The organism is Bradyrhizobium sp. SHOUNA76 (genome assembly GCF_023006445.1).
Lineage (GTDB): Bacteria > Pseudomonadota > Alphaproteobacteria > Rhizobiales > Xanthobacteraceae > Bradyrhizobium.
In genome coordinates this window covers 1-6,009 of record NZ_JALBHA010000409.1, presented here as the reverse complement: position 1 = coordinate 6,009, position 6,009 = coordinate 1, and the positions used below count along the sequence as shown (strand labels likewise).

Below are 6,009 nucleotides of genomic sequence, written 5' to 3'. Positions count from 1 at the left end.
CGCGGTCTCGGTCTCGTCGGCGCGCCCGGCGTCGAACTCCTCGCGGATTGCGGCCAGCGTCGCATCGGGCAGCACGAAACGTCCTGATTGCTTCAGCGAATCCATCAGACGGCGAACGCTTGCCGCATCGCGCCGGCCGGCCTCGAACAGCAGCCGCTCGAAATTCGACGAGATCTGGATGTCCATCGACGGCGACGCCGTCGCGTGCACCTCGCGCACCTCATAGATCCCCGTCTTCAGCGTGCGCGCCAGGATGTCGTTGACGTTGGCGGCGATGCGCAGGGTCCGCACCGGCAGGCCCATGCGCTTGGCGACATAGCCGGCAAAGATGTCGCCGAAATTGCCGGTCGGCACGACGAAATCCACCGCGCGCGCCGGCGCGCCGACGGCAACCGCCGAGGTGAAATAGTAGACGACCTGGGCCACGATGCGCGCCCAGTTGATGGAATTGACGCCGGAAAGCGAGGTCGCATCGCGGAAGCGATGGTTGTTGAACATTCCCTTCACGAGCGCCTGGCAGTCGTCGAAGTTGCCCTCGATGGCGAGGGCATGGACATTGGCCGCCCCCGTTGAAGTCATCATCCGCCGCTGTACCTCGGAGATGCGGCCGTGCGGGAACAGCACGATGAGATCCACGTTCTCGAGGCCGGCGAAGGCTTCGACCGCCGCGCCGCCGGTATCGCCTGACGTCGCGACCACGATGGTGGTGCGTTGGCCGCGCTTGGCGAGCACGTGGTCCATCAGCCGCGAGATCAGCTGCATCGCCACGTCCTTGAAGGCGAGCGTCGGGCCGTGGAACAGCTCCAGCACGAACTGGTGCGGCGACATCTGGCGCAGCGGCACCACCGCCGGATGGCGGAAGGTTGCGTAGGCCTCGTTTGCCATGCGGCCGAGTTCGGCGTCGGGGATCTCGCCGCCCGCGAAGGGACGAATCACGTCGACCGCGACCTCCCAATAGGGACGGCCGAAGAAGCCGGCGATGGCATCAGCGGAGAGCTGCGGCCAAGTGGTCGGCACATAGAGGCCGCCATCCCGGGCGAGCCCGGTCAGCATCACGTCGCAGAAACCGAGTTCGGGGGCCTCGCCCCGGGTCGAGATATAACGAGTCAAACTGCCCTCCAAAGGCCGACCGGGCCTGAGCGCGATCCTTAAGCCTTTGATTTTACGAAATTAGTTGTTAACAGCCAGAGGCTTTGGGCCACCATAAAGTGTTTTGCGGCAACGGGAAACCGCTTCCCAACTGCACAATGCCCAGCAAAAAGGGCTGCGGCGGCGCCGCAGCCCTCTCTTGGAAGGTCTGTCGTTGATGTGTGCAGACCGGTTTGCCTCTTTCGGGTCGCCGCCCGCTGAAACTTGTCAGCCAAGCTTTCGTCGCCCGTCACGAAATCGTCAAGGGCGAAAACGACGGATGCGGGAAGATGTTCCTATTTTTCCCGAAGCGCCCAAGCTTTCATGAGCCCGGTCGAGCGAATTCCCACCGCAGATTGCCGTTTTGACCCGACAGTTTCGGATAGCACCGGAACGATTGCCACCTCGGCTCATTGGGTCCGCGGATGGGTGTCGGCGGTGTCCATGCATTGCCCGGCTGCACGCTGACACCGATCCGTCCCGCCGAACCGGCTGCATCCTGGAGTAGCCGGTTCGGTGCGTCCGGGCCACCAGTGCCCGGGCCGCCAGTGCCCGGGCCCTCGGTGCCGGCGACGTCAATTCATCCCGATTTCCACCGCGATCCTGATCAGGTCGGAATGGTTCTTGGCCCCGAGCTTCTGCTTGAGCAGGGACGTGGTGTTGGCGACCGTCTTGTAGGAGATGCCAAGCGCCTCGGCGACTTCCACGATCTTGTCGCCGCGTCCGAGCAGGCGGAGAATTTCGAGTTCCCTCGGCGTCATCTGCGAGGCCGGGTTGGCCTTGATCGCCGCGCCGGAAAACGTCACGGCTTCCGCGAGCTGCGGTGAGATGAAATTGTCGCCAGCGACCACCTTGCGCACCGCTTTCAGCAGGATCCTGGGATCATCGCCCTTGGAGACGTAGCCCTGCGCCCCGAGCTCGACCGCCCGCACCACGAAAGCCGGATCGTCGTTCATGCTGAACATGATGATCTTGGCGTCGGGATCGTCCTTGCGGATGCGTCGCATCAGCTCGAAGCCCGAGACATCGGGCAGGCTGATGTCGATCACGGTGACGTCGGGCCGCTTGCTGACATAGGCGCGATGCCCGGATTTGGCGTCCGTCGCCTCGTCGATACGGATCGAATGGTCCGAAGCGAACAGGGTGCGGCAACCGGACAGCACCACGGGATGGTCATCGACGATTAGGACCCGGGTCCCCGGCTTGGCGGTATCTTGCATCGCGCACTCGCTTTTTTTGACTCATAAACCGGCGGGAACAAATGGAAAGAGCAAATCCCGCCGATGCGCGTTAGAATTGACCTAATGTGGCAACGGCTCTCGTTCAGAACGCAACTGTTCCTTCCGCTCGGCGCGAGCTTTCTCGCAGCCCTGATCCTGGGCGGGGTGCTGCTCCAGATCTTCGCAACCAGCCAGCTGGCCGACGAAAACGAGCCCGCTCAACGTTCGACCCGGACGATCGCTACCGCACTCAACAACACTTTGCGCGCGTCGGACAATCCACAGAAGTTGCTTGACGCCTTTGTCCAATCCTTGACCACCTCCTCGGACATCCAATTCCGCTCCGCGGAAGGCGCGCCCCTGCGCTCGCCAAGGAACGATACGCGCAACCTGCAAGGGGTGCCGCAGTGGTTCGTCAACCTGCTTATGGTGCCGGGCACGGACGTTGCGGCCCCGGTGCTGATCGATGGCAGACGTATCGGCGATATCGTGTTCCTGCCGGACCTCACGGCCGACCTGTTCGAGAAATGGATCGGCTTCCTGGCCCTGACCAGCCTCGTCGCCGTGCTGACGGTGCTCACTGGAATCATCGCCTACGTCTTCGCGGGATCTGCCCTGCGTCCCCTTCAGGAGCTCGGTGAGGGCCTGACGCGGATGCGGCGTGGCGACTACGCAAAGCCGATCCCGGTCGCAGGGCCGCCGGAGGTTCGGCAGAGTTGTGCGGAGGCAAATGCGCTGGCTGCTACGCTTGCGCAATTCAGCCAGGACAATCGCGATCTGATGCACCGCCTGGTGTCGCTCCAGGACGACGAGCGGCGCGATCTCGCCCGCGAATTGCACGACGAGCTCGGACCGCTGCTGTTCAGCATTCGCGCCGGTACGATCGCGCTGATCGAAGCCTCGCCGCCGGTGGGAAATCTCGGCAACTCGGCCCAGGAGGTACTGCAATCGGTCGAGGCGCTCCAGCAGACCAACCGCCGCATCCTCGACCGGCTGCGGCCGCTCTACATCGAGGAGCTGGGCCTTGCGACCAGCGTGCAGACGCTGCTCCGGAACTTTCGCAAGCAGGCACCGCATATCGTCCTGACGGATACGATCGATCCAGATCTCAACGTGATCGACGGGCCGTTGGCTCGGACCATCTATCGGGTGATCCAGGAGGCACTGACCAACGTGCTGCGCCACGCCAAGGCCAGCAGCGCCCATGTCCAGGCGACCGTCAGCGGTGAGGCGCTCGTCATCGAGATCTCCGACGACGGCGACGGCTTTCCTGCCGACAATGTCTTCGGCCGTGGCCTGACCGGCATGCATGAGCGCGTGCGCGCGCTCAGCGGATCGTTGTCACTGCTGCGCGTGGATGAGCGAACCTATGTACGCTGCCGCCTTCCGGCCGAACCGGCACGCGAGGTGCCGGTCGGCGGCTAGCATGCACAACAGCCGTCGAGCGCGTTCTGTCGCGCCGGCTCGCACAGCGTGCTGCGGATCTTGCCTTCCGGGCTGAAGCGAAACGAGGCGCGAATGCGCAGCGCGCCGGCGACGGAATATTCGAGATCGACGCCATGGGGCACGGGGCCGATCTCCTCCAGCCCGAAACCCGCCAGGGCGAAGGCACTGAGCCGCGGCTGCCAATAGGCCTCGAGCTCGCTCCGGCCGTGATAGCGCTGCGCGCCGTTACACGTACATTCGACCTGGGCATCGTCCGCATAGAGGTCGAGCAACGTCGTGAGGTCGCCCTTCCGGCAGGCGTCCACCCAGTCGACGACAATTCCCATCTGATCGAAATCGCTCACGCCGGAATCCTGTCTGCCGCGGGAAACCACCGGCGGCTTAGGACCACACTCGTGAATGTGCGCTGAACAATAAACCCCGGGCGATACCGGGTTCCCCCTCGGAGACCTTCGACGGCTCAGCTCTGCCGCCGGCCTCTTGCCCACACGGCGAAGGCGATCAGCACGGCGCCTGCGAGCGTGAACCAGGTGATGGCATATTGCAGGTGATCGTCCTTCAGATGCACGTCCAGCGCCCCCGGGCGCGGAATGCCGTTCTCGGGCGCCGGCTGCTCGAGGTCGACATAGAACGGCGCTACCGCGCCCCAGCCGAGCGCGCCTGCGATTGCCAGATGATCGCGCACGAACCAGAGCCGCTTGTCGCGATTCTCCGCCGGCGTCAGCCAGCCGGACGGCTCGGGAAAGCGCAGATAACCGGTGAGCGCGACCGGCTGCCCAGTGACAAGCTTCTTCACCGCGCGGTCCTCGACGCTGCGGTCCTGCATCGTGTTCTCGACGAAGCCCGCATCGATCACGACCGTCTCGCCGCTGGGAAGCCGCGCCGGCAGGAACGCCCAAGTGCCCGGGCCGGAGGCGTCCTTGCGCACTGCCGAGCCGGAGGAATAGACCATCGCATCGGGCAGGGCTGCGTAAGTCGCGGTGAAGCTGACTCGGCGGAATTCATCGCGCGCGGGATTAAGTGCAGCCCATTGCGCCGGCGGCGGCAGCGCGACGGGCGCCTCGGCCAGACGCTCGGTGAGCGCCGCGACCAGCTCGTGCTTGGCGGTCCGGCGCTGCAATTGCCAGACGCCGAGAGCGACGAAGACGGCCGTCAGGAACAGCGTGAACAGCGCGAAGCCGGCCACGCGGGGCTTGCGCGCAGTCTCGTTCATTTCGCGCGGTCGACCAACCGGCCCGGTGCCGCCTTGTGGTGGAATTGCAGCGCGATCAACAGCGACTTCATCGCACGCAGCGGCAAGAGCGTGGTGACCAGGATCAGTGGCAACCACAGCGCCGCATGCAGCCAGTATGGCGGCTGGTACTTGACCTCGACGATGAGTGCGGCCGCAACAACGATCCCACCGGCCAGCATGATGATGAAGATCGCCGGACCGTCACCGGTATCGATGAAGGCGAAGTCGAGACCGCAGCGGTCGCAGGCGGGCGCGAGCGTCAGGAAGCCCGCATAGAGCTTGCCCTGGCCGCAGCGCGGGCATCTGCAGGCAAGTCCCCGCAGCGCGCTTTGCAGGACGGTGGTTTCGGGCTCGGGCTTGCCGGCGGTGTCGTTCATGGTGGCGGACTCTATCACAGTTTTCGCCGAAGCTTCCGGCGGCCCAAAAGCGAAAGGGCGGCCCTGCGGCCGCCCTTTCTGATCTCAACGTCGCGGCTCAGTGTGCGCCGTGGGCCATGGTCTCGGCGCCGTGTCCCCAGACGTAGATGCAGAGGAACAGGAACAGCCAGACCACGTCGACGAAGTGCCAGTACCAGGCGGCGAACTCGAAGCCGAGATGCTGCTTCGGCGTGAAGTGGCCCGCATAGGCGCGGATCAGGCACACCAGCAGGAAAATGGTGCCGACCAGCACATGGAAGCCGTGGAAGCCGGTCGCCATGAAGAAGGTCGCGCCATAGACGTTACCGCCGAACGAGAACGCCGCGTGGCTGTACTCATAGGCCTGCACGCAGGTGAAGAGCGCGCCGAGCACGACGGTGAGGATCAGGCCATACTTCAGACCCTGGCGATCGTTCTCGAGCAGCGCGTGGTGCGCCCAGGTCACGGTGGTGCCCGAGGTGAGCAGGATCAGCGTATTCAGGAGCGGCAGGTGCCAAGGATCGAAGGTCTCGATGCCGTGCGGCGGCCAGGTGCCCGGCACGGCGCAGGCGCCGGCCGCAGTGCC

Annotated in this window: 7 protein-coding genes; 1 reads left to right on the top strand and 6 read right to left on the bottom strand. The window is 64.8% G+C overall.

What is annotated here, in order from left to right; translation table 11 throughout:
• Together thrC and MOV74_RS29130 are read right to left on the bottom strand one after the other, a co-directional pair.
• On the bottom strand, window positions 1-1,110 hold a 1,110-nt coding region (gene thrC / locus MOV74_RS29135; RefSeq protein ID WP_246930097.1), incomplete at its 3' end, for a threonine synthase.
• Between the two features lie 593 nt (window positions 1,111-1,703).
• Window positions 1,704-2,348 carry a response regulator transcription factor gene (locus tag MOV74_RS29130; RefSeq protein ID WP_094890791.1) on the bottom strand — a complete coding sequence of 215 codons (645 nt, stop codon included), beginning with the start codon at window positions 2,346-2,348 and terminating at the stop codon, window positions 1,704-1,706.
• Between the two features lie 84 nt (window positions 2,349-2,432).
• Between MOV74_RS29130 and MOV74_RS29125 the strand changes: the two genes are divergently transcribed.
• On the top strand, window positions 2,433-3,773 hold the full coding sequence (locus MOV74_RS29125; RefSeq protein ID WP_246930096.1) for an ATP-binding protein: 1,341 nt from the start codon (window positions 2,433-2,435) through the stop codon (window positions 3,771-3,773).
• On the opposite strand, the gene MOV74_RS29120 is transcribed toward MOV74_RS29125, so the two are convergent.
• From MOV74_RS29120 to MOV74_RS29105, 4 genes are all read right to left on the bottom strand, one after another.
• Window positions 3,770-4,138, bottom strand: coding sequence for a nuclear transport factor 2 family protein (locus tag MOV74_RS29120; protein WP_246930095.1), 369 nt, complete (start codon window positions 4,136-4,138; stop codon window positions 3,770-3,772). The two genes, MOV74_RS29125 and MOV74_RS29120, sit on opposite strands and share 4 nt — an antisense overlap.
• A 116-nt stretch (window positions 4,139-4,254) precedes the next feature.
• A complete protein-coding gene (locus MOV74_RS29115; protein WP_246930094.1) occupies window positions 4,255-5,007 on the bottom strand; it encodes an SURF1 family protein in 753 nt (250 codons plus the stop codon).
• The gene (locus MOV74_RS29110; protein WP_246930093.1) at window positions 5,004-5,405 is read right to left on the bottom strand and encodes a DUF983 domain-containing protein; all 402 of its coding nucleotides are present in this window, start codon (window positions 5,403-5,405) and stop codon (window positions 5,004-5,006) included. Before MOV74_RS29110 ends, MOV74_RS29115 begins: the two co-directional genes overlap by 4 nt.
• A 97-nt stretch (window positions 5,406-5,502) precedes the next feature.
• A partial coding sequence (locus MOV74_RS29105; protein WP_246930092.1) for a cytochrome c oxidase subunit 3 occupies window positions 5,503-6,009 on the bottom strand: 507 nt, incomplete at its 5' end.